This window comes from Deferrisoma camini S3R1 (assembly GCF_000526155.1).
Lineage (GTDB): Bacteria > Desulfobacterota > Deferrisomatia > Deferrisomatales > Deferrisomataceae > Deferrisoma > Deferrisoma camini.
Genome location: NZ_JAFN01000001.1, coordinates 87,899 through 114,461, shown reverse-complemented (window position 1 = coordinate 114,461; position 26,563 = coordinate 87,899). Strand labels below are relative to the sequence as shown.

The 26,563-nt window shown below is 71.5% G+C and carries 22 protein-coding genes; 7 read left to right on the top strand and 15 right to left on the bottom strand.

Features of this window, described 5'->3' with window-relative positions:
• Positions 1-5: 5 nt before the first annotated feature.
• From DEFCA_RS21855 to DEFCA_RS0100495, 6 genes are all read right to left on the bottom strand, one after another.
• Positions 6-446 (bottom strand): multiheme c-type cytochrome, encoded by a 441-nt coding sequence (locus DEFCA_RS21855; RefSeq protein ID WP_025321095.1) that lies wholly within the window; start codon positions 444-446, stop codon positions 6-8.
• The gene (locus DEFCA_RS0100515) at positions 443-1,378 is read right to left on the bottom strand and encodes a cytochrome c3 family protein (protein ID WP_025321094.1); all 936 of its coding nucleotides are present in this window, start codon (positions 1,376-1,378) and stop codon (positions 443-445) included. The genes DEFCA_RS21855 and DEFCA_RS0100515 overlap by 4 nt, the downstream gene beginning before the upstream one ends.
• On the bottom strand, positions 1,378-2,397 hold the full coding sequence (gene ruvB, locus DEFCA_RS0100510) for a Holliday junction branch migration DNA helicase RuvB (protein WP_025321093.1): 1,020 nt from the start codon (positions 2,395-2,397) through the stop codon (positions 1,378-1,380). Before ruvB ends, DEFCA_RS0100515 begins: the two co-directional genes overlap by 1 nt.
• A gap of 13 nt (positions 2,398-2,410) precedes the next feature.
• The gene (ruvA, locus tag DEFCA_RS0100505) at positions 2,411-3,007 is read right to left on the bottom strand and encodes a Holliday junction branch migration protein RuvA (RefSeq protein WP_025321092.1); all 597 of its coding nucleotides are present in this window, start codon (positions 3,005-3,007) and stop codon (positions 2,411-2,413) included.
• Positions 3,008-3,510: 503 nt separating this feature from the next.
• A complete protein-coding gene (ruvC, locus tag DEFCA_RS0100500; protein ID WP_029733317.1) occupies positions 3,511-4,011 on the bottom strand; it encodes a crossover junction endodeoxyribonuclease RuvC in 501 nt (166 codons plus the stop codon).
• Entirely contained in the window at positions 4,008-4,760 is a 753-nt protein-coding gene (locus DEFCA_RS0100495; RefSeq protein WP_025321090.1) for a YebC/PmpR family DNA-binding transcriptional regulator, read from the bottom strand. Before DEFCA_RS0100495 ends, ruvC begins: the two co-directional genes overlap by 4 nt.
• 604 nt (positions 4,761-5,364) lie before the next feature.
• Here DEFCA_RS0100495 and DEFCA_RS20055 point away from each other — a divergent pair.
• The gene (locus DEFCA_RS20055) at positions 5,365-6,036 is read left to right on the top strand and encodes a TIGR04211 family SH3 domain-containing protein (protein WP_025321089.1); all 672 of its coding nucleotides are present in this window, start codon (positions 5,365-5,367) and stop codon (positions 6,034-6,036) included.
• A gap of 301 nt (positions 6,037-6,337) precedes the next feature.
• Here the strand turns inward: DEFCA_RS20055 and DEFCA_RS0100485 are convergent, their stop codons facing one another.
• The 3 genes from DEFCA_RS0100485 to DEFCA_RS0100475 all read right to left on the bottom strand — a co-directional run bounded on the left by DEFCA_RS0100485 (position 6,338) and on the right by DEFCA_RS0100475 (position 9,866).
• Entirely contained in the window at positions 6,338-7,357 is a 1,020-nt protein-coding gene (locus DEFCA_RS0100485) for an aspartate-semialdehyde dehydrogenase (RefSeq protein ID WP_025321088.1), read from the bottom strand.
• A 318-nt stretch (positions 7,358-7,675) separates the two neighbouring features.
• Complete coding sequence (locus DEFCA_RS0100480; RefSeq protein WP_025321087.1) at positions 7,676-8,749, bottom strand: tetratricopeptide repeat protein; 1,074 nt, start codon at positions 8,747-8,749, stop codon at positions 7,676-7,678.
• Positions 8,750-8,786: 37 nt separating this feature from the next.
• Positions 8,787-9,866: a 3-isopropylmalate dehydrogenase gene (locus DEFCA_RS0100475; RefSeq protein WP_025321086.1), complete on the bottom strand. Its 1,080-nt coding sequence runs from the start codon at positions 9,864-9,866 to the stop codon at positions 8,787-8,789.
• 284 nt (positions 9,867-10,150) lie between these two features.
• On the opposite strand from DEFCA_RS0100475, the gene DEFCA_RS0100470 reads away from it, so the two are divergent.
• The 4 genes from DEFCA_RS0100470 (at position 10,151) to DEFCA_RS0100455 (ending at position 15,897) form a co-directional block, all read left to right on the top strand.
• Positions 10,151-11,359 carry a hybrid sensor histidine kinase/response regulator gene (locus DEFCA_RS0100470; protein ID WP_025321085.1) on the top strand — a complete coding sequence of 403 codons (1,209 nt, stop codon included), beginning with the start codon at positions 10,151-10,153 and terminating at the stop codon, positions 11,357-11,359.
• Positions 11,359-12,153, top strand: coding sequence for an HDOD domain-containing protein (locus DEFCA_RS20050; protein WP_025321084.1), 795 nt, complete (start codon positions 11,359-11,361; stop codon positions 12,151-12,153). Before DEFCA_RS0100470 ends, DEFCA_RS20050 begins: the two co-directional genes overlap by 1 nt.
• A gap of 19 nt (positions 12,154-12,172) precedes the next feature.
• Positions 12,173-13,708: a sensor histidine kinase gene (locus tag DEFCA_RS20045; RefSeq protein ID WP_025321083.1), complete on the top strand. Its 1,536-nt coding sequence runs from the start codon at positions 12,173-12,175 to the stop codon at positions 13,706-13,708.
• Between the two features lie 113 nt (positions 13,709-13,821).
• Positions 13,822-15,897, top strand: coding sequence for a molybdopterin-containing oxidoreductase family protein (locus tag DEFCA_RS0100455; protein ID WP_025321082.1), 2,076 nt, complete (start codon positions 13,822-13,824; stop codon positions 15,895-15,897).
• Between the two features lie 78 nt (positions 15,898-15,975).
• Here the strand turns inward: DEFCA_RS0100455 and DEFCA_RS23900 are convergent, their stop codons facing one another.
• The gene (locus tag DEFCA_RS23900; RefSeq protein WP_169709388.1) at positions 15,976-19,011 is read right to left on the bottom strand and encodes a UvrD-helicase domain-containing protein; all 3,036 of its coding nucleotides are present in this window, start codon (positions 19,009-19,011) and stop codon (positions 15,976-15,978) included.
• Positions 19,012-19,273: 262 nt separating this feature from the next.
• On the bottom strand, positions 19,274-19,591 hold the full coding sequence (cutA, locus tag DEFCA_RS0100445; RefSeq protein WP_025321080.1) for a divalent-cation tolerance protein CutA: 318 nt from the start codon (positions 19,589-19,591) through the stop codon (positions 19,274-19,276).
• A gap of 221 nt (positions 19,592-19,812) precedes the next feature.
• On the opposite strand from cutA, the gene DEFCA_RS0100440 reads away from it, so the two are divergent.
• Positions 19,813-21,339 carry a DUF438 domain-containing protein gene (locus DEFCA_RS0100440; RefSeq protein WP_245693402.1) on the top strand — a complete coding sequence of 509 codons (1,527 nt, stop codon included), beginning with the start codon at positions 19,813-19,815 and terminating at the stop codon, positions 21,337-21,339.
• 21 nt (positions 21,340-21,360) lie between these two features.
• Positions 21,361-23,268 (top strand): putative PEP-binding protein, encoded by a 1,908-nt coding sequence (locus tag DEFCA_RS0100435; RefSeq protein WP_084318555.1) that lies wholly within the window; start codon positions 21,361-21,363, stop codon positions 23,266-23,268.
• A 40-nt stretch (positions 23,269-23,308) separates the two neighbouring features.
• Here DEFCA_RS0100435 and DEFCA_RS0100430 read toward each other — a convergent pair whose 3' ends face one another.
• The 4 genes from DEFCA_RS0100430 to DEFCA_RS20040 all read right to left on the bottom strand — a co-directional run bounded on the left by DEFCA_RS0100430 (position 23,309) and on the right by DEFCA_RS20040 (position 26,524).
• Entirely contained in the window at positions 23,309-23,566 is a 258-nt protein-coding gene (locus tag DEFCA_RS0100430; protein ID WP_025321077.1) for a DUF5676 family membrane protein, read from the bottom strand.
• Positions 23,567-23,648: 82 nt separating this feature from the next.
• Positions 23,649-23,891: a hypothetical protein gene (locus DEFCA_RS0100425; RefSeq protein WP_025321076.1), complete on the bottom strand. Its 243-nt coding sequence runs from the start codon at positions 23,889-23,891 to the stop codon at positions 23,649-23,651.
• A 51-nt stretch (positions 23,892-23,942) separates the two neighbouring features.
• A complete protein-coding gene (locus DEFCA_RS0100420) occupies positions 23,943-24,608 on the bottom strand; it encodes a methyltransferase family protein (protein WP_025321075.1) in 666 nt (221 codons plus the stop codon).
• Entirely contained in the window at positions 24,605-26,524 is a 1,920-nt protein-coding gene (locus DEFCA_RS20040; RefSeq protein ID WP_169709387.1) for a geranylgeranyl reductase family protein, read from the bottom strand. The genes DEFCA_RS0100420 and DEFCA_RS20040 overlap by 4 nt, the downstream gene beginning before the upstream one ends.
• Between the last annotated feature and the right edge of the window lie 39 nt (positions 26,525-26,563).

Below are 26,563 nucleotides of genomic sequence, written 5' to 3'. Positions count from 1 at the left end.
CCTCCTCACCAGTGGCACCGCATGCACACGTCCCGGTCCGGGATCACCAGGCCCCGCTCCCGGGAGACCACGGGGTCCTTCATGATCCGCCAGGGGAAGTAGTGGCTCCCCGGGCCGTGGCAGGCCTCGCACTGCACGCCCCGCAGGTCCTCGGGGCGGGTGTCGGCCCGGCGGGGCAGACCGTACCCCGTGGTGTGGCACCGCAGGCACACGGGGTTGTCCTTGTCCTCGTCCGGCAGCACCTCCCAGGCCTTGGCGTGGGCCGAGCCCTCCCACCCGTGGAACACCCGCAGCTTGGGGTTGGGGCTGTTGCGGTTGTGGCAGGGCTTGCACCACTTGGCCCCCAGGTACCGGAACACCGGTCCCGAGTCCACCCGGTCGGCCGCGCCGGCCGCAAGGGCGCCGGCCAGGATCGCCCAGATCGCCCAGACCGCCGCCCGCCTCACCGCAGCTCCTCCTCCGGGGCCTCCCGGACATAGGTGGCCGTGTCGTGGCACGACGGGCCGCAGGTGCCCCCCGTGCTGAACCGGATGAACCCCATGGGCACCGGTTCCTTTTCGGGCAGCCGAACCCACGGCACCACCAAGGCGGGCCGGTCCGAGGCGTGCACGTCGTGGCACTCGGAGCAGGTCACCCCGCGCTCGCCCTGCACGTGGCGGGCGTGGAGGTTGTCGGTGCGGGTCCGGAACCGGGTGCCCAGAAAGCCGGGGTCGGCGTGGAGCTCCGGAGGGTGGCACCGGTCGCACAGGGCGTAGGCCCCCTTCTCGTACCGCGCGTACGCCGTGCGCGGGAACCCGGCCCGCAGCCCCCGGTTCTGGAACCTGGGGTCGGGGTGGGTGAAGTGACACATCAGGCACTTCCCCTCCCGGGCCGGGCGGTGCACGGTCTCCCCCCGGCGCTTGTCGGCGTGACACCGGCCGCAGTTGCGGGTGCGCTCGCCCTTGAGGAACCGGGCGGTGTCGGAGGAGTGCACCTCGTGGCACGAGGTGCACAGGGTGTTGCGGGCCACGTGCTCCTTGTCCACCGGGTGGCAGCGGTAGCACAGGTCCGGCACCCGCTTGACCAGGAGCTTTCGCTGGTCGCTCGTGTGCACCCGGTGGCAGTCGGTACACCGGCCCTCCCCCACCGGCTCGTGCACCTCGTCCCGGGCCGCCATGTTTTCGTGGCAGCCGTAGCACAGGTCCGGCACCGGCGCCTGGAGGTTGGGCCCCACCGGGTCCCGGTGGATGGTGTGACACACCGTGCAGTCGTCGTCGGCCACCGGGGCGTGGAACCAGGTGCCCGAGAAGAGCTGCTTGTGGTCCGGGGGCGGGGCCGCCCAGGCGGCCGCGGCCGCGATCCACACCGCCGCCAGCCCCCACCCCCAACGGCGGCCCATCAGAACAGCCTCCCCTGGGCGGGGAGCGGCCGGCCCAGGTGCTCGTAGGCCTTCTCGAGGGCCACCCGGCCCCGGGCGGTGCGGGCCAGGTACCCCTGCTGGATCAGGTACGGCTCGTACACGTCCTCCAGGGTGTCCTTCTGCTCGCCCACCGCGGCCGCCAGGCTGTCGATGCCCACGGGCCCCCCCTTGAACCGGTCGATCACCGCGGCCAGGAGCCGCCGGTCCATCCGGTCGAGCCCGGCCGCGTCCACCTCCAACGCGGCCAGGGCGTGGTCCGCCACCTCCCGGGTCACGGTGCCGCTGTGGTGGATCTCGGCGAAGTCCCGCACCCTCCGGAGCAGCCGGTTGGCGATCCGGGGCGCGCCCCGGCTACGCCGGGCGATCTCCCAGGCCCCGTCCTCGGTAATGGGGATGCCCAGCACCCCGGCCGACCGGGTGACGATCCGGCACAGCTCCTCCGGGGTGTAGAACTCCATCCGTCCCACCACCCCGAACCGGTCCCGCAGGGGCGCCGTGAGCAGGCCCGACCGGGTGGTCGCCCCCACCAGGGTGAACCGGGGCAGGTCGATCTTGATGGACCGGGCGCTGGGGCCCTGGCCGATCAGGATGTCGAGCTGGAAGTCCTCCATCGCGGGGTACAGGATCTCCTCCACCACCGGGCTCAGGCGATGGATCTCGTCGATGAACAGGACGTCGCCCTCTTTCAGGTTGGTGAGGATCGCGGCGAGGTCGCCGGCGCGCTCCAGGATCGGCCCGGCGGTGCACTCGATGCCCACCCCCATCTCCTGGGCGATGATGTGGGCCAGGGTGGTCTTGCCCAGCCCCGGGGGGCCGGCGAACAGCACGTGGTCCAGGGGTTCGCCCCTGCGGCGGGCCGCCTCGATGAACACCCGGAGGTTCGCCCGGAGCCGCTCCTGGCCGATGTACTCCTCCAGGCGCGAGGGCCGCAGGCTGGGCGCGGCGGGCGCGTCCTCGGCCAGCGGCTCGGGGGTCAAGATCCGGTCCGGCTCGGTCATGGACCTGGGCTCCTCACCGGCGGGCCGCCAGCATGCGCAGCGCCGCCTTCACGGTTTCCTCCACCCCCTCGGCCCCCTCGTCCCGGGCCCGGCGCACGGCATCGGACGCCGTGCGGGCCGGGTAGCCCAGCGCCTCCAACGCGGCCGCCGCCTCGGACGAGGGATCGGGCCGGCCGGCCGGGCTCGCTCCCGCAGGAATCGGCTCGGAGGGGACCATTTTGTCCTTCAGCTCCAGAACCAGGCGCTGGGCCAGCTTCTTACCCACCCCGGGGATCGCGGTCAGGGCTGCGTGGTCGGCCCGGGCCAGGGCCGAGCGAAGGTCGGCGGCCACCAACCCCGACAGGATCCGCAGCGCCAGCTTCGGCCCCACGCCCGTGACCCCCTGCAGGGCCCGAAACAGCTCCTCCTCCTCGGCGGTCCGGAACCCGTAGAGGTGGATCTCCTCGTCCCGGATCAGGGTGACCACCCGCAGCCGGCACCCCTCGGGCCGGCGCGACAGGGCCTGGTAGGTTCCCAAGGGGACCCACACCCGGTAGCCCACCCCTCCGGTCTCGACCACCACCTCCCCCGGGGCCACCAGCTCCACCTTACCCGCCAACCGAGCGATCATGCGAGGCCTTTCGTGTAACTTCGGTCGTTGGTCGTTGGCCTTCGGCCAGCTAGGATGTTAGGACGCTGGGAGGCTAGGATGCTAGGACGCATGAAAACCTGCTTGATTCCAGAGTGTTCCAAGCATGGCCCCGCCTCTTTGGCGCCACCTCACGGTCTCGGGGGGCATGGGGTCTGCTGGAGAGCCGCGTGCGGCTCCTTAGCTCGCCGCGCAGCGCCTCCAACGCTCGCACCGCGAAACCGTTCGATCCCCGGCCGGACTGCCATGAAACCACCGTTGGTGCCCCGTGCCTGCGCGGCGAATCTCAATACCCGGCTTCGCGCGCGGCCGGAAGCGGACCCCATGCCCCGCCGCCGAAACTGTGCGGGGATCGGTTCGAGTTATTTCTTCGCAAACAGGTCGCCTCGCGGTCTACTGGAGCTGAATTCTGTCTTCTGACTCCTGAATCGCGGGCCCCACGCCACAGGCGCTGGAAAGGCGCGCCCGCGTTGCCCCTCGCACCTCTACCCCCGCCCTCCCAAGGCGCGCTGGGTCCGGGCCGTCTGCAGGTGGCAGATCGCCACGGCCAGGGCGTCGGAGGCGTCCACAGGGGCGGCCCGGCCGAGGCCCAGGAGCCGCCGCACCATCTCCTGCACCTGGCGCTTGTCCGCCGCGCCGTACCCCACCACGGCCAGCTTCACCTGCATGGGCGAGTACTCCACCACCCGCAGCCCCGCCTGGTGGGCCGCCAGCAGCGCGGCCCCCCGGGCGTGTCCCAGAGTCAGAGCCGACCGGGCGTTGCGGGCGTGGAAGATGCCCTCCACCCCCACCTCGGCCGGGGCGTACGCCTCGAACACCTCCAGCAGGCCCGCGTAGATCCGGCCCAGGCGTTCCGGCAGGCCGTCCGCCGCCCGGGTCACGATGACCCCGTGGGCCACGTGGCGCAGCCGGTTTCCCTCGATCTCCACCACCCCGTACCCGGTGCGCCCCGTGCCGGGATCGATGCCCGCGGCCCGCAGCCTCATGAACCGGCGATCCGCTCCATCTCGGCGTCTTCGATGTCGAAGTTGGCGTACACGTTCTGCACGTCGTCGTTGTCCTCGAGCATCTCCATCAGCCGGAGCATCCGCTCCGCATCGGCGCCCTGGAGCTTCACGGTGTTCTTGGGCAGCATGGTGACCTCGGCCGACTCGATGGGCACCCCGGCCTGCTCCAAACCGGAGCGCACCGCGTCGTACTGGTCGGGTTCGGTCAGCACTTCCCACACCCCTTCCCCGTCGCGCACGTCCTCGGCCCCGGCCTCCAGGGCGAGCTCCAGGAGCTGCTCCTCCGACACGGCCGACTTGGGCACGGTCAGGTACCCCTTGGACTCGAACAGCCAGGCCACGCACCCGTTCTCGCCCAGGTTGCCCTTGTTCTTGCTGAAGGCGTGCCGGATCTCGCCCACGGTGCGGTTGCGGTTGTCGGTGAGCACCTCCACCAGCACGGCCACCCCTCCGGGACCGTACCCCTCGTAGGTCACCTGCTCGTAGTCCGCCCCACCGGACTCGCCGGTCCCCTTCTTGATCGCCCGCTCGATGTTGTCTTTGGGCATGTTGAAGGAACGGGCCTTGTCGATCGCGTGCCGGAGCCGGGGGTTGCCCTCGGGGTCCCCGCCGCCCAGCTTGGCCGCCACGGTGATCTCCTTGGCCAGCTTCGAGAAGATCTTGCCGCGCTTCGCGTCCTCGCGGGCCTTCTTGTGCTTGATGTTCGCCCATTTGCTGTGGCCAGCCATCGTTCGTCCTCCGAAACCGTTGGGGTCGCCGCCGCCCTCCCCGCAGCCGTCTGAAACGCCTCAAGGTAACAAAACCCCGGCCGCCAAGGAAAGGACTGGGCTGCCCGGCACCGCCCCCGGGAGGTGTTGACGGGAAACGACGCGGGTGCTAATCACCGGGGTTCCCGCTGGCCGCCCCCGACCCGAGGAAGCGCATCCATGTGACTTCGGTCGTCGGTCGACGGCCGACGGTCTTCGGTCGGGGGCCTTTGGCCTGCTGGGCGGCTCAAGGGCTAGAAAGCTGAAAGGCTAGGAGGCTAGAAATTTGAAAGCCTCCCCGATTCCAGCACGTTCTAGTGTTCCGTTTCGCAAAAACGTATGCGGATTGCGTGGGTGGGGCTGGGGGCTCCGGCGAAGCGCGACGGCCGAGCAGCCCGGGCCGCCCGGCGCGAGCGGTGCGGCCGCGGCGCGTGCTCTCACGCGCCGCAGCGGACCGCACCGAGGCGGCCCCTGCGAGGCCGTTCAGCGGAGGCGGGGCCCCCAGCCCCACCCTTGGAAAACCACGAAATTTCGGAAACGACACACTCGTCTCTAGACCGCCCCGCAGGGGCCGAAGGGGGCTTCCATGCGCCACTTACGCTTTTTTTTGCTCTTGACCCTGCTGCTCACCGCGGCCGTGGCCTCGGCCGGTCAGACCTTCTATGTCACCGACCAGCTGGAGATCACCCTGCGGTCGGGCCCGGGCCTGGGGTACAAGATCCTCGCCATGCTGACCACGGGCACGGCGCTGGAAAAGCTGGGCGAGCAGGAGGGCTGGGCCCAGGTGCGCACCCCCGACGGCCAGGAGGGCTGGGTGGTGGCCCGGTACCTCTCCGGCGATCCCCCCAAGGGGCCACGCCTCGAGGCGGCCGAGGCCGAGCTGCGAAGTCTGCGCAAGGAGCTGGCAGACCTGAAGGCACGGGCGGCCGAGTGGAAGCAAAAGGCCGAGCGCTCGGGCTCCCAGGCCCAGAGCCTGGAGCGCAAGCTCGAAGCGGTCCAGAAGGAATTCGCCGAGTGGAAGGAGGCCCACAAGAACGCGGCCCAGCTCAAGGCCCGGGCCGACGCGCTCGAGCAGGAGAACGCGGCGGCCCGGCAGGAGCTGGACCGCCTGCGGACCTATGCGGCACGGCTCGAAACCCGGGAGCGGTTCTACTGGTTCTTCTCGGGGGCCCTGGTGCTGCTGGGGGGATGGATCCTGGGGTACCTGTACGCCTCGTCCCGGCACCGGGCCAAGACCCGGGCCAAGTTCCGTTTCTGACCGTTTGGGGCCTTCGGCCTGCTAGGCGGCTCTCGAACCGCGCCAAAGCTCGGGGGGCATGGGGTCTGCTGGAGAGCCGCGCGCGGCCGTATCAGGGGACAGAATTCAGGAGTCGGTGGACAGGGAGAAGGCTCTTCGGTGCGTCGAGAGAATCCCCCGGGACACCGATCTGCTTCTCGGGATTTCCTGTCTTCTGTCCGCTGAAATCTGGTTCCTGAAACCCATGCCTCCCCCCCAGAAAGAGCGAGTCTATTTTGCCGCCGGGTTACTTGCCGCTTCCTAGCCTCCTAGCCTCCCAACCTCACAGATACTCCCGGATCAGGATCTCGGCGATCTGCACGGCGTTCAGGGCCGCCCCCTTGCGCACGTTGTCCGCCACCACCCACAGGTTCAGGCCGTTCTCCACGCTCTCGTCCTCGCGGATCCGGCCCACGTACACCGGATCCTTGCCGGCCGCGTCCACGGCCAGGGGGTAGAGGTTCTCGGCCGGGTCGTCCACCACCACCACCCCGGGGGCGGCCTCCAGAAGCTCCCGGGCCTCCTGGGCCGTGATCCTCTTCTCGAACTCCACGTTCACCGCTTCGGAGTGCCCGTAGAACACCGGCACCCGCACGGTGGTGGCGGTCACCCGCACCGAGTCGTCCTCGAAGATCTTCCTGGTCTCGTTGACCATCTTCATCTCTTCCTTGGTGTACCCGTTGGGCAGGAAGACGTCGATGTGGGGCAAGCAGTTGAACGCGATCTGGTGCGGGTACACCTGGCGGGTGGGCTCGCGGAAGTTCAGCAGCTCCCGGCTCTGGCGCTCCAGCTCCTCGATGGCCCGTTTGCCCGTGCCCGACACGGCCTGGTAGGTGCTGACCACCACCCGCCGGATCCGGGCCCGGTCGTGCAGGGGCTTGAGCGCTACCACCATCTGGATGGTGGAGCAGTTGGGGTTGGCGATGATCCCCCGGGCCTTGTAGCCGGCGATGGCGTGGGGGTTGACCTCGGGCACCACCAGCGGCACATCCGGCTCCATCCGGAAGTGGCTCGTGTTGTCCACCACCACCGCGCCGGCCGCGGCGGCCGCCGGGGCGAACCGGGCGCTCACCGAGCCCCCGGCCGAGAACAGGGCGATGTCGATCCCCTCGAAGCTCTGGTCGGTGAGCTCTTGGACCCGGACCTCGTCCCCCCGGAACCGCACCTCGGTGCCGGCGCTCCGGGCCGAGGCCAGGGGCCGCAGCTCCGCCACCGGGAACTCCCGCTCCTCCAGCACCCGGATCATCTCCGTGCCCACCGCCCCGGTCGCTCCCACCACCGCCACGTTGTACGATCGCTTCATGGCATGACTCCTCATCAACTTTGGGCCCCCGGCCCGCTGGAAGGCTCAAAGGCTTGAAGGCTGGAATGTTATTAACCCGGCGGATAAACAGGCGCTATCGCTCCCTGGTCGGAGGGGCAAGGGACCTGTCGGAGAGCCGGGCGCGGCCCCTTAGCTCGCCGCGCAGTGCCTCTGACGCTTGGACCGCGAAATGGTTCGGATCCCACATAGTTGCCATGAAACCAGCTCTTCAGTCCCGTGCCTGCGCGGCGAATCTCATGCCCGGCTTCGCGCCCGGCCGGAGGCAGGTCCCTTGCCCCGCCCTCCGAGGTGACGCGCCTAATTTGTCGCCGGGTTACTGGTCTCCAGGCTTCCCCTCCCCAGCTCCCGGGCCGTCCGGCGGTACACCGGCCGCCGCTTTCGGATCCAGGCCTCCTGGAACTGCTTGCGGGCCTCGGTCCGCCGCCCCACCGCGGCCAGGGCCACTCCCAGGTTGTACCGGGCCCACGCCGCGTCAGGGGCGAGGCGCACGCACTCCTCCCACGTCTCGATGGCCTGGCGCCAGCGGCCCTGGCTCGCGTGGAGGATTCCCAGCTCGTTGGCGTGGACCAGGGAGGTCTTCACCCCCGGGCCCACCACCTCGAAGAACAGGTCCCGGCGCTCGTGCTCCGGCACCAGCGACTCGAGCACCTGCCGGTTCAATTGGCCGAACAGCCGCTTGAGCAGCCGGCCCTGGGCCTCGCGGATCAGGTCGGCCGACACGTCGCCCCGGTAGCAAAACGACGGCACCTGGGTCGTGAGCTTCCGGGGCAACGTGGCCACCACCTCGCCCCGGCGCAGATCCCAGACCCGGTACCGGGCACCCACCGTGCCGGTGTCGGTCCGGCAGAACAGCGGCACCGGCCGGTAGGCCAGCTTCTCCCGGTAGGCCAGCTTCCCCTCCTCGGTCCGCACGAACACGAACTCGCCGGTGGGCTCCGGAGCCAGGGTCTGCTTCTCCTGCTCGAACCCCTCCACCCGGAACTCCACGACCCGGCCGCCCACGACCGCGTCCACGCCGGTGCGCTCGTGGACCCACCGCAGGGCCGAGGGAGACTCGTCCCACCGGACGGTCAACCCGGCGCGCATCAGACGCTCCTCCATGTCGTCCGGCACCACCACCTGGAAGGCCCCGGTCCGGGCCAGCCTCCGGGCCAGGTCCCGCGCCAGATCCCGCCCCCCCGGCCCCTCGAAGGCCACCACGGCCACGGTCTCCAGCCGCCGGTCGTACAGGTCCACCGGCGCCGGCCGCACCACCCTGGCGGTCACCCGCCGGAGGGGCGGGTCCGCGTCGGTCGGCCGGATCGACCGTCCCGTGCACCCCGCCGCCCCGAGGATCAACAGCGCCACGGCCGGCCCCGCCCACGGCGGCACCGGTCGCGCTTTCCGGCTCGGATACGGAGTCGTCGTCCTATTCGTTCCCGCCACCCAGGATCCGTCCCACCACCAGATCGCCCACCTCGGTCGTGGTGTATCCCATCCGGCCGGCCGCCAGGCTCTCGAGCTTGGTGGAGGTGACCCACTGGACGGCCTCCTCCACCGCCCGGGCGGCCTCGACCTCGCCCAGGGTGTCGAGCATCATGCCGGCCGCGCACACGGCCGCCAGGGGGTTGATCACGTTCTTGCCCGTGTACTTGGGCGCGGACCCTCCGATGGGCTCGAACATGCTCACCCCCTCCGGGTTGATGTTCCCGCCGGCCGCGATGCCCATTCCGCCCTGCACCATGGCGCCCAGATCCGTGATGATGTCGCCGAACATGTTGTCGGTCACCACCACGTCGAACCACTCCGGGTTCTTTACCATCCACATGCAGGCGGCGTCCACATGGGCGTAGTCGCGCTCCACGTCCGGGTACTCGGCGCCCACCTCGTTGAAGGTTCGCTCCCACAGGTCGAAGGCGTAGGTGAGCACGTTGGTCTTGCCCACCAGGGTCAGCTTTTTCCGGCGGTTCCGGCGGCGGCAGTACTCGAACGCGAACCGGATGCACCGTTCCACGCCCTTGCGGGTGTTGATCGACTCCTGAATCGCCACCTCGTCGGGAGTGCCCTTCCTGAGGAACCCGCCCGCCCCCACGTACAGGCCCTCGGTGTTCTCCCGGACCACCACGAAGTCGATGTCGTCGGGCCCCTTGTCCTTGATGGGGGTGTACACCCCGGGGTAGAGCTTGACGGGACGCAGGTTCACGTACTGGTCCAGGGCGAACCGGAGCTTGAGCAGGATGCCCTGCTCCAGGATGCCGGGCTTCACGTCCGGGTGTCCGATCGCGCCCAGCAGGATCGCGTCGGCCCGGCGCAGTTCGTCGATGGCGCCGTCGGGGAGCGTCTCGCCGGTCTTCAAGTAGTGGTCCCCGCCGAACGGATAGGTGACCGTCTCGTAGGCGAACCCGAACCGCTTCGCGCACGCGTCCAGGGCCCGCAGGGCCTGGGCGATCACCTCGGGTCCCGTGCCGTCCCCCGGAATCACCGCGATGTCGTACTTCCGCTCTGCCATGTGTCCTCCGTTTGGTCCGTGATCGTCATGGGAAAGCCCGTACTTGTACACGCCGCCGGGGTCGGAGTCAAAGGTAAAGTTTCTTTGAAAACGCGAAACATGCCGCGGGGTTTCGGAACGTCGGCGCCCCCGCCCGCGACGCCGTTCCTTCGCGCGAACGGCCGGTGGGCGGGGCTTTTTTCGTCCGGCTGCACGTAGGCCACATTCTTTCTTTACAGTTCTTTGAGCCGCCGTTACAATGCGGCCGTTCCGTTCACCGCGGGGGGTCACCGCGGAGAGAGAACGTGTCCGTTGCTCACCGTATCCTGTACGTGGAAGACAACCCCGCAAACTACAGGCTCGTGGAACGGATGCTGCGGGATCAAGGATACGAGGTGCTCCACGCCCGCGACGGCTTCGAGGGGGTGCGGCGGGCCATGGAGGAGCGGGAGCGCCTCGATCTGATCCTGCTCGACATCAACCTTCCGGGGATGGACGGGTACGAGACCGCCACCAAGCTCAAGGCGCTGCCCGGCTTCGACCGCATCCCCGTGGTGGCCGTCACGGTCAACTCCATGGCCCACGACCGGAAGCGGTCCCTCGCCGCCGGGTGCGACGGCTACATCCCCAAGCCCATCTCCCCCGAGAACTTCCCCGACCAGATCCGCTCGTACATCCGCGGCCGAAGGGACCGGATCCAGCCGGCCGACGAGCGGGTGTACCTGCGGGAGCACGCCCGCCGGCTGGTGGACCGGCTGGAGTCGAGCCTGACCGAGCTGCAGGTCACCCACGAGCGGATGCGCCACGGCGACAAGCTGGCCACGATCGGCGAGATGGCGGCCGGGTTCGCCCACGAGCTGAACAACCCCCTGGCCAGCATCTCGGCGTCGGTGGAGCTCCTGCTGGCCCGGACCCCGGAGGACAGCCCCCTGCGCCGGCACCTGGAGATCATCTACCGGAACGCGGCCCGGCTCCAGCGCCTGGCCTCGGGCCTGACCTCGTTCGCCCGACCCTCGGACGGCGACCGGGTGATCCTGTCGGTGAAGGAGGCGGTGGAGGAGGCGGTGCTGGTCACCCAGCACGAGTTCCGCAAAAGCCACATCTCGTTGGTGGTGGAGATCCAGCCCGGCCTGCCCCCCTTGGAGGCGAGCCCCGACCACCTGCAGCACGCCCTGGTGAACCTGCTTCGCAACGCGGCCCAGGCCGTGCGGGCCAAGCTGGCGCGCGACCCCGACGCCGAGGCCCAGGTCCTGGTGAAGGTGGCCCTCGAGGGGGACCGGATCGTGGTGTCGGTCACCGACACCGGCATCGGGATCCCGCCGGAGTTCCGGGACCGGCTGTTCACGCCGTTCTTCACCACCAAGCCCAAGGGCCAGGGCACCGGGCTCGGGCTCTACATCGTGAAACAGATCGTGGACGACCTGGGCGGGCGGGTGGAGGTGCGCACCCTGCTCGGCCAAGGCACCACCTTCCGGCTCCACTTTCCGCCCGCCCGAGAAGGGGCCTGCGCCTGATGGGGACGGCCCGCCGCCTCGCCGAGCCCCCCTCGTCCCTGCCCACCCTGCCCGCGGTGGCGGCCCGCATCGTCACCCTGTTCGCCTCGCCCGACTACCGCATCGCGGACGTGGTCCAGGCCCTGGAACACGACCCTCCGGTCACTTCGCGCGTTCTCAAGCTCGCCAACTCGGCCTACTACGGGTTCGCCCGCCGGGTGGACCGGCTGGAGCAGGCGGTGGTGCTGCTGGGAGGGGTCACGGTGCAGGCCCTGGCCCTGGCCACCGGCGTGCTGGACCTGTGGCGCGACGCCCCTCCCGAGTCGGTGCGGGGCCTGTGGATCCACGCGTACCTCACCGCCGAAGGCTCCCGATACCTGGCCCGGCGCCGGCCCGACGACGTCGGGCTCCACCCCGACGCCCTGTTCCTGGCCGGGCTCCTCCATGACGTGGGAAAGATCTGGTTCCTGGCCCAGGTCCCGGAGGAGTACTCCGAGCTGCTGGCCCGCGCCAAGGGCCCCGAGCTCCGGGGGGAGGAGGCGGGACGGTTCGGGGAGCACCACGGCACGGCCGGCGAGACCCTGCTTTCGGCCTGGGGGTTTCCTCCTTCCACGACGGCCCTGGTCGGGTTCCATCACGGCCCGACCCTGCGCGCCGACCTGCGGCAGGCCCAAGCCCTGTTGGCAGCGGCCAACGCTGCGGCCGGCGGCACCCCGGCCGACACCGAGGTCCCCCAGGCCCTGATGGAGGACCTGGCCGACCACCTGGAAGCGCGGCGGGGCGCTGCCGAGGCGTTCGTGGACGCCCTCGTCTGAAACACCGGGAGATCCGCCCATGTCCGACGCCATGCCCTCGGCCGAACGCAAGCAGGAGCTCTACGCGCGGGCCCTCCGGTCCACCACCCGGGAACTGGAGGCCCGGATCGAAGAGCTGGCCGTGCTCCGGGACCTCGGGGCCCTGTTCGAGCGCTCGGCCGATTTGGAGCGCCTGATCTCCTACGCGCTGACCCTGGTGTTCCGGCTGTCCAAGGCCCAGAACGCCTCGGTGCTGCTCCTGTCCGAGGCCGAGGGGGAGCTGGTGCTGGCCGTGGCCGGGTCCCGCACGGATCGGGCCCCGGCCTACTACGGGTTCCGGGGATATCCCCGAGCCATGTTCACCGTGGGCGAGGGGGTGGCCGGCTGGTGCGCCGCGGCCGGGCAGCCGGCCCTGCTGGACCGGGCGGCCGAGGATCCGCGGTTCGCGCCGCGGTCCGACGGGGTGGCGGTGGGATCCCTGGCGTGCTTCCCCCTGGTGGTCCAGGGCCGCTGCGTGGGCGTGCTGAACCTGAGCCACCCCGACGCAGGGGGGCTCGATCTCCACAACGCGAAGGCATGGGCGATCCTGGCCAGCCACCTCGGCGTGGCCGTGTCCCACGCCCTGCTGTTCGACCGGGTTCGCGAGGCCAACCGCCGACTCGAGGTGCAGGTGCGCGAGCGCACCCGCCGCCTGGAGCAGCTCAACCGGGAGCTCAGTCGGGCCCGAAGGGAGCTGGAGGCCCAGAACGAGGTGCTCCACGACCGGGTGGAGGAACGAACCCGGGAGCTCCAGGCCGCCCTCGAAGAGCTGCAGGTCCAGAACCTGCGGCTCGAGGAGGCCAACCGGGTCAAGGACGAGTTCCTCAACAACGTCAACCACGAGCTGAAGACCCCGCTCAACGCGATCATCGGGTACGCCGGGCTGCTCCTCCAGGAACTGGGGCCACGGCTCGACGACGAGCACCGCACCGACCTGCAGCTGATCGAGTCCAACGGCAAGCACCTCCAGTCCATCCTGGAGAACATCTTCTGCCTCAAGGACATCGAGGCCGGCAGCCTGGAGCCCGAGCGCCAGGCCGTGGACCTGAACGAGCTGGTCTCATCGGCGGTGCGGTCGGTGCGGCCCCGGGCGGTCGAGAAGGGCCTGGATCTGGCGTTCGAGCCCATGGATGTGCCGCCGGTGACGGCCGACCCCACCCTCCTGCTCCGCATCCTCTACAACCTCCTGGACAACGCCGTGAAGTTCAGCGATCGCGGCGCGATCCGGGTGCGCACCCGCACGGCCCAGCTGGACCCGGAAAACCCCCAGGCCGAACCCGGCCCAGGCACCGCGACGATCACCGCGGCGGTGGTGGAAGTGGCCGACCAGGGCCGGGGGATCCGGGCCGAGGACATGGAGCGGGTGTTCCAGAAGTTTCACCAGGCCGAGCCGCCCACCCGCAAGACCGAGGCAGGCTCGGGCCTGGGGCTTACCATCGCCAAGAACCTGGTGGAGCTCCACGGCGGCCGCATCTGGGTGCGCAGCCGGCCGGGCACCGGCAGCACCTTCTCGTTCTTCCTGCCCCTCGAATCCTGAAGGCCCGCCCGGGCCGAGATTGACACGCCCCGCCGATCGCCCGTACCCTACGTGCCAAATTCCACAAGCTCGACCGGATATCTCCTGCGACGCTTCCCACCGAGGAGGGCCCCGTGAACCGCTGGGACCGAAGGTCGTTTCTGAAGCTGGGCGTTGCCGGCGCGGCCGGCGCGGCTCTACCGGCCGGGGCCGGCCTGCGGCCGGTCGAGGCCCCTCACCGCACTCTGCGCAAGTTCCGCAACCCCAAACCGTCGCTCTGCGGCATGTGCCCCGCCCGGTGCGGCCTCATCGCGTTCCGCGACGGGGACCGGGTGGTGCAGATCGAGGGCAACCCCGGCTCGCCCACCAACGAGGGCGGGCTGTGCGCCCGGGCCTTTGCCGAGCTGGAGCGGCTGTACGACCCGGAGCGGGTGCTCCGGCCCCTGCGCCGGGTCGGACCCAGGGGGTCGGGTCGGTGGGAGCCGGTGTCGTGGGACGAGGCCCTGGGTCGAATCGCCCAGGCCGTGGGAGGGCGGTCGGTGCTCCACCTCTCCATGGACCGGTTCCTGGTGGGCGACCTACAGGAGACGCTGGGCTGGACCGACGTGCTGCTGGACCGGGACCTGCCCGGCCGCCCCGGGCCCCGGTCCGACGCCGACCTCTACGGCGCGCCCGTGCTCGGCCCCGACCTGCGCCGGGCCGAGACCATCTACCTGGTGGGCGCCCCGCTCATGGACGGCCGGTTCCGGGTGCCCGAGGTGCGCAGCCTGGTGGAGGCCCGGGCTCGGGGCGCCCGGGTGGTGCTGCTGGCCGAGGCCGTGGGGGCGACCGGTTCGGTGTGCGAGTGGGTGCCGGTGCCGCCGGGGGCGTCCGCCTGGGCGGCTCTCGGCATGGCCAAGCTGCTGTGGGACGAGGGCGGAGTGGACCGGGAGGCGTTGCGGAAATCGGCCCCGACCGTGGCCGACGCCCTGGACGAGGCGCTCGCCCCTTACGACGCCGGACGGGTGGCCGAGCGAACCGGCATCACGCCCGAGCGGCTCCGGCGACTCGCGATGACCTTTGCCGGCCGCCGGCCGTCGGTGGCCGTGGCCCAGCCGGGCACCCCCGAGGCCGCGGCCGCCGCGGTCCTGAACCATCTGGTGGGCAATGTGAACCGGCCCGGGGGCATCCAGACCGCCCGGGGACCCTACTTCTCCACCCCGGCCCGGCCCACCCGCACCCCGGAGGAATGGTGGCGGTCCTTCCTGGAGGGCGCTGACGCCCCCCTGGACCTGTACCTGGCCGCGGAGGCCAACCCGGCCTACGACGGCCCGGACCCGAACGCGGTGTCCCGGGCCCTGGCCGACCCGGAACGGGTGAAGCTCGTGGTGGCCGTGGACACCCACCTCACCGAGACGGCCTCGATGGCGGACCTGGTCCTGCCCCTGGCCACGGCCTACGAGTGCTGGGACCTGGTGGAGGGGGCGCTGCCGGACGGCCGGCCCTACCTGGCGCTGCAGCAGCCGGTGACCCGCCCCGCGTCGGAGCCCGACAAGCTCCGGGACCCCACCACCGAGCACCTGGCCCTGTTCGAGCCCTGGCCCCGGCCACTGGGCGAGGCCCGGGGCATCCCGGACCTGATCCTGGAGCTCGCCCGGCGCGCGGGGGAGCGGGGCCTGCCGCCCACCGTGCCCGCCGTTCTCGACGAGCGGCTCCGCAAGTCCTGGGGACCCGGCAGCTTCCAAGCCCTGAGGCGGCGGGGGATCTGGGTGGCCGAGGAGCCCAAGGCCCCCAACCCCGTCCAGCCCCCGAGCCTGGGGCGGCGGCTGGAGGCGCCGGCCGCGGAGGAGGGGCTGCTCGGCCGGGTGACCGCGCCCAACGTGCTTCCCCGCACCTACGCCAACACCCGCCGCAACCGGGAGATCGTGCCCGTGGGCGAGGTGCAGGTGGCGGCCGGAGCGGCGGAACGGCTGGGCCTGCGCACCGGCGACACCGCCGTGGTGCGCTCCGGGGAACGTCACGCCCGGTTCCCGGTGCGCGTGCTCCGGGGGCTGCACCCCCGGGCCGTGGTGCTTCCTGACGGGTTCGGCCACCGGGCCGGCGGCAAGGCCGCCACCGGCCAGGACCCCAAGGTGTGGTGGCGCCACGCCGGCCCGGGCGCCTCGGCCCGGGGTGTGATGCCCGCGGACGGCGAACCCCACCCCGTGGAGCTCGAACCCGGGGAAGGGTAGAAAGCTAGAAGGCTGGAAGGCTGGGAAGCCAAGGAAGCCACAGCGCGTCCCAACGTCCTAACGTCCCAACGTCCCAGCCTAAAACAGCGTCAACTGCCGGGTCGGGGCCGTGAACGGCTGGAGGGTGGTGCGCTCCAGGTCCACGCCGGCCAGGAAGGGGCTCTCCCCGGGCCGACGGGTCTCGCCGTAGAGCCTGCGCCGGCGGGCCCGGGTGAGCACGAGCACGTCCCGGGCCCGGGTCATGCCCACGTACAGGAGCCGCCGCTCCTCGCCCGGGTCGGACCCCCGGCCCGGCGCCCGGTAGGGTAGGAGCCCGTCCTCGCACCCCGCCACGAACACCACCGGGAACTCAAGCCCCTTGGCCGCGTGCAGGGTGAGCACCGTCACCCGCTCCCCGGGCCGGTACTCGTCCCCCGCCTCGGCCAGTGCCACCCGGTCCAGGAGCTCGGCCACGGTTCCGGCGCCTGCGGCAGCCGCGGTCCAGGCCGCGGCCGCCGGGTCCTCCGGCTCCAGGGCCTCTGCCTCCAGGGCCGCGCTCAACGCCTCGAGGGGATCCGCGGCCGGGGCCGCCCTGCGGAGCCGCTCCCGCAGGCGGCGGCCCGGCCCGGCCAGGAACCCGTCGCCCAGGGCCCGTTGCACCGGGAACCCCGCCCGGCCCAACGCCTCGGCGATCAGGGGCGCCTGGGCCCGGGTGCGCACCAGCACGGCCACCTCCCCGAACCCGTAGCCCCCGACCCGCCGGAGGGCGCCGTCCCCCGCCCGGTGCGACGTCCCCCCCACCAGCCGCTCGACCTCCCGCGCGATCCACTCGGCCTCGTCCCGGTCCGTGGCCGCCTCCACCAACCGCACCTCCGGCCCCGGGCCCCGCACGGCGGCCAGGTCGGGCGCGCCGGGTCCCAGCACGGCCCGGGCGGCCCGGACCACCGGCTCCACGCACCGGTAGGTGCGACCCAGGCGCACGGTGTGGAGGGCCGGCTCCTCCCGGCCGAACCGGTCGAACAGGCCTGGGTCGGCTCCCCGGAACCCGTAGATGGACTGGTCCGGGTCGCCGATCACCGTGAGATCCCCGCCGGGGGGCGCCAGCAGCCGCAGCAGCTGATACTGGGCCGGGTCCAGGTCCTGGAACTCGTCCACGGCCACGAACGCCCACCGGCGCTGCCACTCCTGCCGCACCGCGGGCAGATCCTCCAGAAGCTGGGCGGCCCGGCACACGAGCCCGTCCAGGTCCACGGCCCCCCTCGCGAGCAGGGCCTCCTCGTAGCGCCGGACCACCTCGGGGGCGCCGTCCAGGCCGACCCTTCGGGCCCGGGAGATCTCCTCGGCCAGGGCCCGGGCCTCCCGCCCACTCACCCCGGCGATCTTGGCCACCAGCGAGACGGCCTCGTCCCGGTCCACCACGGAGAACCCCTCGGGCAGGCCGGCGGCCCGGTGCTCCCGGCGGAGGATCTCGAGCCCGAGCCGGTGGAGCGTGCCCACCGTGACCCCCTGCGCCCCCTCCGCCAACTCCCGGCCGAGACGCTCGGCCAGCTCGGCCGCGGCCCGGTTGGTGAAGGTGACGGCCAGCACCTGGTGCGGGGACACCCCGGTGCTCCGGATGCGGTGGGCGATCCGGGCCACCAAGGTACGGGTCTTGCCCGTGCCGGGCCCGGCCACGATCCGCACGGGGCCGGCCGGGGCCTCCACGGCCCGGGCCTGGTCCGGGTCCAGCCCCCCCGCAGGGGTGTCCGGCCGGGCTTCCGGCTCGGGTTCGGGCCGGGGCGGGGCGGCCCGTTTCCTCCGCCGACCGGTGCGAGGGAGCTCGGCGAGCCCGGTGAACAGGCTCCCCTGGCGCTCGATCTCCCGGCGCTCGTCCGGCTCGAAGATCCGCACCACCCCGAACTCGCCGTCGTACCCCCCTTCGACGTGCACCCTTCCTTCCCGCACCCGCACCACGGCCTCGGCCACCACCGGCCCGGCGCACCGGTCCACCTCGGAGGGGTCGGCCCGGAGCAGCACGGTCAGCTCGGGCCCCACCTTCCGGGCCAGCCGGTCCAGCACCCCGGCCACCCGCTTGGTGCGCGGCCCCACCCCCAGGGCCTCGGCCACCACCTCGGCCAGGGGCACCAGGGTCTGGTACGGCCGGGCACCCTCGGGCCGCTCCCCCGGCGGCCGGTCGGCCAGCTCCTCCACCCGGTGCAGCACCCCCACCGTGACCTTGCCGCCGCACTCGGGGCAGCGGCCCCCCGTCTCCCGGGTCTCGGCCGGGGTGAGCCGCACCCCGCACTTGCGGTGGCCGTCCAGATGGTACTTCCCCTCCTCCGGGAAGAACTCCAGGGTGCCCCACAGACCCGGCCGGCCGGGGTCCTCCAGGCTGCGGCGCAGAGCCTCGAAGGAGGGGTCGGCCAGGTCGAACCGGCAGGCCTCCCGGCCCAGGTTCGCGGCCGAGTGGGCGTCGGAGCAGGAGATCAGGGCGAACCGGTCCAGGGCCGATACCCGCCAGTTCATGGCCGGGTCCGACGACAGGCCGGTCTCCAGGGCGAAGATCTCCCCGGCCAGGTCGCCGAAGCACGCCTCCACCGAGTCGTACCCCGAGCGGGAGCCGAGGATGGAGAACCAGGGGGTCCACACATGGGCCGGCACCAGGAACGCCCCCGGCGCGGTATCGAGGAGGATCTCCAGCACCTGGCGGCTGGTGAGGCCCAGGATCGGCCGTCCGTCCGAGCGCACGTTCCCGAGCCGGTCCAGGGCCGAGAGGAACCGGCCCGCGGCCTCGAGGTGGGGCAGGAACACCACGTGGTGCACCTTGCGCACCGCGCCGTCGTGCTTGTAGATGCAGCTCACCTCCCCCTGCAGCACGAACCGCACCGGCCCCCGGCAGGCGGCCGGCACGGCGGCGTCGGCCTCCCGGGCCAGGTCGTCCCGCAGCCGGTAGAGCCCCGGCTCGGCCTCCACGAGCTGGTCGGCGAGCTCGGCGTACCAGGCCGGGTGGGTCACGTCCCCCGTGCCCAACAGGAACAGCCCCTTGCGCTGGGCCCAGGCGTGGAGCTCCGGCAGATTCAGGCTCCGGCTGGTGGCCCGGGAGAACCGGGAGTGGATGTGCAGGTCGGCCAGAAACTCCATGGGGCGATGGCTCATGCTGAGCTGCGTCCAAGCCCGGATCCCTCGGGGGGCGGGGCAAGGGACCTGCCTCCGGCCGGGCGCGAAGCCGAGCATTGAGGTTCGCCGCGCAGGCACAGGACAGGAGAGCTGACTTCCTTGCAAGTCAGTGGAATACGTACCATTTCACAGTCCGAACGTCACAGGCGCTGCGCGGCGAGCGAAGGAGCCGCACCCGGCTCTCCGGCAGGTCCCTTGCCCCTCTGTTCAGGGGGGCAACAGCTTTGAACGCAACTTGGTATCAGCGGGTCTCGGTCCGGATCCAGTCGAGGAACTCGGGGTTGCCGCCCGCGATGGGCAGCGCCACCACGCAGGGGCACGAGTAGGAGTGGAGCTCCTTGACCCGGGCGGTGATCCGGTCCACCCGATCCGCCCGGGACTTCAGGACCAGGGCGGCCTCGGAGTCCTCCTGGACCGCCCCGTCCCACCAGTACACCGACGTGAGCCCGCCGAGCACGTTGGCGCAGGCGGCCAGACGCTCCTCCACCAGGGCCCGGCCGATCCGCAGCCCCTCCTCCCGGGACGGCACGGTCATGTAGATCCACACGCAGTCGGTCATGGGAAACCTCGGGGACTTTCCGCTGGAAAGCTGGAAGGCTGGGAAGCCAGAAAGCCTGAGAACCTCTTCGATCACTGAGTCTTTTGTTAACCCGGCGGACAAACAGACGCTAGCGCCCCCTGCTCAGCGGGGCATGGGATCTGCTGGAGCGCCGAATCTACCATACCTTGCCCCCGGGTTCACGGATGCGTCCCGGCCCGTGGCGGTGCCCGGAAGTCCCCTTGAGCGATCCGCCCGCCGAGGTACACTGCGGCGAGATCCAACCCCACGGCCAGGAGGTGATCATGCCCGTCGAGATCGGCCCCAAGACCCGGATCCACGACCTGCTTCGGGAGCACCCCCACCTGCTCGAGGTGCTGGTGGCCCGGTCCCCCGCGTTCGCCAAGCTGCGGAACCCGCTGCTGCGGAAGACCATGGGCAAGGTGGCCACCTTGGAGAACGCGGCCGCCATCGCCGGCATCCCGGTGGACGACCTGGTGCGCACCCTGCGGCAGGCGGTGTCCGGCCCGCCCCAGGGGCCGGAGGACCGCAAGGAGGCCCTCAAGGAGATCCTGCGCGAACTACACGACGGCGCTCCCGTGGAAGAGGTGAAGGAGCGGTTCCGCCGGGTGCTGGGCGGGGTGGACGCCTCCGAGATCGCGGCCGTGGAGCAGGCCTTGATCGACGAGGGGCTGCCGGCCGAGGAGATCCGGCGCCTGTGCGACGTGCACGTGGAGCTCTTCAAGGAGGCCCTGGAGGAGCGGGACCGGCCCGAGGTTCCGCCCGGGCACCCGGTGCACACCTACATGAAGGAGAACCGGGCCCTGGAGGAGATCGTCTCCCGGCTGAGCCTGGCCCTGGGCCGGCTGCCCCGGCCCGGGGAGCCCGGCGCGGCCGAGGCGCTGCGGGCGGCCGCGCCGGAGTTCGGGGCCCTGCTGGACCGCCTGGCCCGGGTGGACGTGCACTACACCCGCAAGGAGAACCAGCTCTTCCCGGCCCTCGAGGCCCACCACTTCACCGGCCCCACCCAGGTCATGTGGTCCATCCACGACGACATCCGGGGCATGATCAAGGCGGCCCGCCAAGCCCTGGACCGACTGGACCCCCAGGCGTTCCGCACGAACCTGCTCGACGCCCTCAAGGCCATCCGCGACATGATCTACAAGGAGGAGCACATCCTGTTCCCCGCGAGCCTCGACCTGCTCTCCCGCGACGAGTGGGCCCGCATGGCCCGGGGCGAGGCCGAGATCGGGTTCGCCTGGGTCGAGCCCGCCCCGGGCTGGCCCGATGCGGAGGCCCCGTCCCCTTCGGAGGCTCCCCCCGGTCCCGGGCCCGCCGCACCCCCGGAGGACCTCACCGGGGCCGCGGTCCGTCTCGACACCGGCCGGCTCACCCCCGAGCAGATCAACCTGCTCCTCACCCACCTGCCCGTGGACGTCACCTTCGTGGACGCGGACGACCGGGTGGCCTACTATTCCGAGGGGCCCCACCGGATCTTCCCCCGGAGCCCCGGCATCATCGGCCGTGAGGTGCGCAACTGCCATCCGCCCAAGAGCGTGCACCGGGTCAACATGATCCTCGACGCCTTCAAGGCCGGCGAGCGCGACAGTGCGGAGTTCTGGCTCCAGTTGGGAGGGCGGTTCATCCACATCCGCTACTTCGCCGTCCGCGACGCGGCGGGCCGCTACCAGGGCACCCTGGAGGTGAGCCAGGACGTGACCGACATCCGAACCCTGGAGGGCGAGCGCCGGCTCCTGGACGGGGAGTGACCCCGGAGCCCAGGTGGAGACATGACGACCGAGACGAGAGAACAGGAGGACCGCATGGTGACCGGCTCGGGCATTGCGCCCGGGGTCGCGCAGGGGATCCTGCGCTTTTTTGTGCCCGCGCCACAGGCGCGGCGGGACCCCGTGGTCCCGGGAGAACCCGAGACGGAGATCGAACGGTTCGCCCAGCACGTGGGCTCGTTGATCGAAGACCTTCGCGAGATGGTCGCCCGGCTGGGGGAGGACTCTGCCTCGCCCGGGGCGGACATCCTGCGCAGCCACATCCTTTTGCTGGAGGGCTCCTCGTTGCGCTCCCGGATCGAGGAGACGATCCGAAGCACCAACCTTGCGGCCGAGGCGGCGGTCGAGCACGCCATCGAGGAGATCGTCCGCGTGTTCGAGGGGTCGGGCAACCCGGTCCTGGTCGAGCGGGCGCCCGATCTGCGGGACCTGGCCATCCAGCTCCGCCAGCGGCTGGCCGGCCAGCAGGCGTCGCTCCTCGCGGGGCTTCCCCAGGACCCGTCGGAGTGCATCCTGGCCACCAGGGAGCTGCTGCCTTCCCTGGTGTTGGAGGCCCACGCCCGTGGGGTGCGGGGCTTCGTGGTGGACAGGGGGACTCCCCTGTCCCACGGGGCGATCCTCGCCCAGTCGTTCGATCTGCCGGTGCTGAGGGTGCCTCGGCTAGAGGCCCTGTGGTCCCTGGACGGTTCCCGGGTCCTCCTGGACGCCGACCGCGGGGAGCTCCTGGTGGAGCCGGCGGCCGCGGACCTGGAGCCGCGCCTTGCCGAGGCCCCCCCCGTGCCGGTGCCCGGCCCCGCGCCTTCGTCCCTGGCCCGGGTGTGGCTCAACGTCATGGATCCCGGGCAGCTCGTGGGGGTGGACTGGACAGGGGTCGAAGGCGTGGGGCTCTACCGCACCGAGATGCTGTTCCTGGGCCGACGTGGAGGAATGCCCGGCGAGGAGGAGCAGACCGAGGCGTACCGACGCCTGTTCGAGCGGTGCGCCCCGGGCCGGGCCACCGTGCGCACGCTGGACATCGGCGGAGACAAGGCCCTCCCCTACTTCTCCCTCGGCCCCCAGGACAACCCCGCCCTGGGGCTCCGGGCCCACCGGATCTACCGCTTTCACCCGGAGATCCTGCTCACCCAGGTCCGGGCGATCCTCCGGGCCGCGGCCGGGTTTCCCGGGTTGCGCCTGCTGTTCCCCATGATCGAGTGCGTCGAGGAGTGGCGGTTCGTCCAGGGCCTGGTGGACCAGGCCGTGGACTCGTTGGCGGCCGAGGGGACCGCGTTCCAGGAGAGGTTCGAGCGAGGGGTGCTGGTGGAGACCCCGTCGGCCGCGTGGTCGTTCCGGCGCCTGCTCGAGGCGGCGGACTTCGCGAGCATCGGCACCAACGACCTGATCCAGTACCTGTTCGCGGTGGACCGCTCCAACCCCAACGTGCTGCGAACCTACGGGCCGGAGCACCCCGTGGTGCTCCAGGTGCTGGCTGCGCTGGCCCGGGACGCGAAAGAGGCCGGCAAGCCCCTGTCGATCTGCGGGAAGGCCGGCAGCGACCTCGCCCTGCTGCCCGCCCTGATCGGGCTGGGCATCACGGACCTGAGCGTCCCCGTCAACCGGGCACAGGCGGTCAGGGCGCGCCTGGCCACCCTGCGGCCGCGGGACTGCCGCCGGCTGGCCCGGCAGTGCCTCCAAGCCGAGACGCCCGACGAGGTGCTCGAGCTGCTGGGCCGGCCGGGGAGCCCCCCGGGGCCGGGCGTCGTCGCCCCCCGGGGAGCCGAGTGGGTGGACCCGGTGTGCGGCATGGCGGTCCACGCCGAGGGGAACCCCCTCACCACCGTCCGCGACGGCCGACGGTTCTACTTCTGCTCGCGGGAGTGCCTCGACGCATTCCTGCGCCAACCCGCAGATCCGGCGAATCAGACAAGATAGGCTCGGTTTTCCCGGAGGGCGGCCCCCCTTCCTCCTGCCCTCACGGGCCCAGCCTGCGCTGGAAGAAGTTGTAGAGCGGGGTGAACACGAGCCCGATGTAGGCGCCCCACAGAAAGCTCTCGACGAACCCGATCGCAAACCCCACCGGGGTGAGCCATCGAAACCCGGGCAGGACGGACTCGAGGAACGTCGTCATGTGCAGGCTCTCGGGCACGATCAGCCCGTAGAGGATGCAGACGAGGTAGCTGAACAGGGTGAACGAGCTGAGGGACCAGGTCACGACGCGGATGTTGAGCATGGCGCTTCTCCTAATGGAGGGCCGAGGGAGGGAGGGGCGGCCGTGGTGCCGGGAGGGGGCCTGGCCCCGGCCGGGCGAGAGATCAGCACCCTCGGCGGCGCTTTCCGGCCGGGGCCTCCTTGGGTTCCTCGATCTTGGGTTCCTCGATCTTGGGCTCCCCGCCCTCGGGCTCCCGACGGCTCCCGCCGCCGCATCCGCCCCCTCCGCCCCCTGTCCGGTGCATCCCCCCGTGTCCGGATCGCCTTCGGCGCGAACTTCGCATCCAGAACAGAACGCCCACGATCAGTGCGATCCACAGCCAGTTGGTCGTCAGGAACTCTCTCATGATCTCGTCTCCTGCCGTGCGGGTCGGGCCGCACGGCCCGTCGGGGAGGGGTCAGGCGTCGCGGTCCTCGGCCGACCCAGGGGTGAGCAGACGCTTCCAGTCGCCCCACTTGGGGAGGAACATGGGCACGGTGCGGCGGTACTCGGCGTAGGCGGTCCCGTGCTTCTCGAGCATGGCCCGCTCCTCCTTCCGGGCGAGCCGGTAGTAGGCCCACACGATGACCGGGAACAGCACCAGGGTCGGAATGGTGGGCCAGTGGATGAGCTGCCCGAAGATGGCCAGGAAGATCCCCGTGTACTGGGGGTGGCGCACGATGGCATAGAGCCCCTTGGTGGCCAGCTCGCCCTTCTGGGTGGCCCGGTACACCTCGCGCCACCCCTCCACCAGGAGCGAGATGCCCAGGAACACCACGGTGTACCCCACGAGCATCTCGATCATGGCCCCTGCATCGCCCCACCCGAACAGCGTGGCCCACAGGTGCCCGCTCTGATGGAGCCACGGCACTTTGATACCGAGCCACCCGGTAAGCAGGTAGATGGTGAGGGGGAAGCCGTACATCTCGGCGTAGAGCGCGATGATGAACGCCTGGATCAGCCCGGCCCGGCTCCACTCCTTCCAGCTCGCCGGCGCCAGGTAGCGGTACAGGACCCACGAGACGATCACGACCATGACCGCGGTGAGCCCCCAGGTTCCTCCGATCGGTGGACCGGTCGTCATCGGGTTTCTCCTCGCTCCTGAGCGGGCCGGCCCGACCACGGCGGGGCAGCCGGGGGCACCGGGGCCTGGGCGAGGAGCGCCTCCCACGACGCCGGCAGGGCGCACGGGGCGGCCTCGTCGGTTACGGTGCAGCACTTGCGCAGAACCACCAGGGTCATGAGGCCCCCGAAAAAGGTCACCAGACGCGACCGGGAGCAGGAGTGGTAGGGGCGCTCCCGGCGGGGGAGGAACCGGAAGGCGAACCTGCGTCCCATGGCCGCCTCCACCAGGCGGGCGCCGAGCCGGCCGATCCCCCCCTCCGGAAGGCTGCAGAAGGTGTAGATCACGACGCCGTCGTCCTTGATGACCCTCAGGAACTCGGTGACCGCCTTCTTCGGGTCCGGGGTGGTCTCGATGGCCCATGTGGACACCACCAGGTCGAACGTGCGGTCCGGGTAGGGGAGCCGCGCCATGTCCCCCCGGATCAGGCGAACCCTCGGGTCCCGGAGCTTTCGGCCTGCCACCCGGATCATGCCAGGGGAGAGGTCGAGCAGGTCCGCCCTACGGACCCGGTCGCTGGACAGGAGCAGGGCGGTGGTCGCCCCCGTGCCTCCGCCGGCGTCCAGGACCAGGGCGTTCGGGGGCAGCAGCTCCGCGACCTGGGCCTGGAGCTCCTCCCGCACCGCGGTGGAGACCGACCGCCACACCCGCTCGTACGCGTCGTAACGGGGCGCCACGCGGTCGTAGGCGTGCCGCGCGTCCGCCACCGGCCGGGGGCGAAGGAGGGCGGTGTAGGCGAACAGGTCCGAGAGGACCTTCTTCCCGATCTCCCCCAGGAACCACGCGTGGCTTCGCTCGCCCCGGAGCACGTCGAAGTATCCCTCGAGCACGCTCGGCGCGCCGGCCGCGATCCGGTTGAACGCATCAGGAAAGGTGTACACGAACCGGGCCAACCGGTGGGCCGTGCGAAACTCGCGCCCCATCTCCCGGTCGACGGCGTGCTCGTAGGGCGAGAGGTCCGCCGTGCCGCCGGCCAGGGCGGCCTCGATCACCTCGGCCGCGATCCCGCCGCAGCGGATCGCGTAGTAGATGCCCTCGCCGATGAACGGGTCCACCAGCCCCGCGGCATCCCCCACCAGCAGGACACGGCCCCGGACCAGGGGCCGCCGCTGGGTGTAGACGGGCAGGGTGTACCCGTGGCGGGCCTCGGACCGGATCCCTCCCAGGATTCGGTGCCGGGACAGGAAGTCCCGGTAGAGGCCGTTCAGGTCACCGACCTTCCCCACCATGCCCCCCACCCCGATGGACAGGTGGTCTGCCTTGGGGAAGATCCATCCGTACCCGAAGGGAACCGTGCCGAACTCCAGGATCACCTCGTCGGCCAGATCTCCCAGCGCCCCGGCGTCCACGCCCACCTCGGCCTCGATCAGAACGGCCTTCCAGCCCCGGTGGCGCAGTCCCACCGCGCGGGCCACCGCGCTGTTGACCCCGTCCGCCCCCACCACGACCCGGGCCCGGTACCGGCTCCGGTCCGTGGTCACGGTCACCCCATCCCCCTCCTGGGCGAGGGACAGGAACGCCTCGCCCTCCCGGATCTCGGCACCGGCCTCCCGGGCCAGGGCCAGGAGGCGGGCGTCGAAACGAAGCCGGGAGACCATGTAGGCCACGGGCCGGGGGCTCCGGGCGTGGGCGGCCTCGCCGCCCCGAAAACAAAGGGTGGCGCCATGGATCTCGCGTTCCACCAGGGGCGGAAGCTCGCCGCCCAGCAACTCTTCCACCTTGGGGGACAGGCAGCCGCCGCAGGGTTTGTAGCGGGGGAACCGGGCGCGGTCCAGTCCCAGGACACGCAGGCCCTTCGCGGCCAGCGCCCTCGCCGTGGAGGATCCACCGGGGCCGAGCCCGACCACGATGGCGTCGTAGATCGTGTCGTTGGGCATCATTATCACTCCCGCGGGCCTGGGCGGGGCACCCTCCCG

Coding starts and splice junctions, on each gene's coding strand:
- DEFCA_RS0100475 (WP_025321086.1), bottom strand. CDS start 9,866: ATGGCAGAGCGGAAGTACGACATCGCGGTGATTCCGGGGGACGGCACG.
- DEFCA_RS20045 (WP_025321083.1), top strand. CDS start 12,173: ATGTCCGACGCCATGCCCTCGGCCGAACGCAAGCAGGAGCTCTACGCG.
- DEFCA_RS20050 (WP_025321084.1), top strand. CDS start 11,359: ATGGGGACGGCCCGCCGCCTCGCCGAGCCCCCCTCGTCCCTGCCCACC.
- DEFCA_RS0100485 (WP_025321088.1), bottom strand. CDS start 7,357: ATGAAGCGATCGTACAACGTGGCGGTGGTGGGAGCGACCGGGGCGGTG.
- DEFCA_RS20040 (WP_169709387.1), bottom strand. CDS start 26,524: ATGCCCAACGACACGATCTACGACGCCATCGTGGTCGGGCTCGGCCCC.
- DEFCA_RS0100435 (WP_084318555.1), top strand. CDS start 21,361: ATGACGACCGAGACGAGAGAACAGGAGGACCGCATGGTGACCGGCTCG.
- ruvC (WP_029733317.1), bottom strand. CDS start 4,011: ATGAGGCTGCGGGCCGCGGGCATCGATCCCGGCACGGGGCGCACCGGG.
- cutA (WP_025321080.1), bottom strand. CDS start 19,591: ATGACCGACTGCGTGTGGATCTACATGACCGTGCCGTCCCGGGAGGAG.
- DEFCA_RS0100430 (WP_025321077.1), bottom strand. CDS start 23,566: ATGCTCAACATCCGCGTCGTGACCTGGTCCCTCAGCTCGTTCACCCTG.
- DEFCA_RS0100420 (WP_025321075.1), bottom strand. CDS start 24,608: ATGACGACCGGTCCACCGATCGGAGGAACCTGGGGGCTCACCGCGGTC.
- DEFCA_RS23900 (WP_169709388.1), bottom strand. CDS start 19,011: ATGAGCCATCGCCCCATGGAGTTTCTGGCCGACCTGCACATCCACTCC.
- DEFCA_RS0100495 (WP_025321090.1), bottom strand. CDS start 4,760: ATGGCTGGCCACAGCAAATGGGCGAACATCAAGCACAAGAAGGCCCGC.
- DEFCA_RS20055 (WP_025321089.1), top strand. CDS start 5,365: ATGCGCCACTTACGCTTTTTTTTGCTCTTGACCCTGCTGCTCACCGCG.
- ruvA (WP_025321092.1), bottom strand. CDS start 3,007: ATGATCGCTCGGTTGGCGGGTAAGGTGGAGCTGGTGGCCCCGGGGGAG.
- DEFCA_RS0100515 (WP_025321094.1), bottom strand. CDS start 1,378: ATGGGCCGCCGTTGGGGGTGGGGGCTGGCGGCGGTGTGGATCGCGGCC.
- DEFCA_RS0100425 (WP_025321076.1), bottom strand. CDS start 23,891: ATGAGAGAGTTCCTGACGACCAACTGGCTGTGGATCGCACTGATCGTG.
- ruvB (WP_025321093.1), bottom strand. CDS start 2,397: ATGACCGAGCCGGACCGGATCTTGACCCCCGAGCCGCTGGCCGAGGAC.